General features: G+C 64.1%; 1 protein-coding gene. It reads right to left on the bottom strand.

Going from position 1 to position 262, the window contains the following annotated elements; all coding sequences use genetic code 11:
- The coding region (locus tag EOD29_RS32685) for a hypothetical protein (RefSeq protein WP_164763991.1) at positions 1–244 on the bottom strand (244 nt) is incomplete at its 3' end.
- Positions 245–262 lie beyond the last annotated feature (18 nt).

A 262-nucleotide genomic window follows, 5' to 3' on the forward strand; every position in this document is an offset into this window, starting at 1 on the left:
GCGACTTCAGTGTATGCTGTGTTCCCACCAGTCGCCCATAGGGCTCGGCCGCACGATTTAGCATGACGGTGACCTCGGGCTCCATATCGCTGGCGCGTGTCAGCAGGGATTCGGCGTTAATCGTGATGTCCTCGGTCCTTACGTCGCGCAGGCGCTCGGCCGGTGGCGGTGGCGGATTGATCCGGCCCTCCTGCTGCAGCGCGTGCAGCGCATCCTGCATCACACCCGCGGCCATTGTGGGCATGTGCTGCAGGATCCCCTT

The organism is Mesorhizobium sp. M1A.T.Ca.IN.004.03.1.1, assembly GCF_003997555.1.
Classification (GTDB): Bacteria; Pseudomonadota; Alphaproteobacteria; order Rhizobiales; family Rhizobiaceae; genus Mesorhizobium.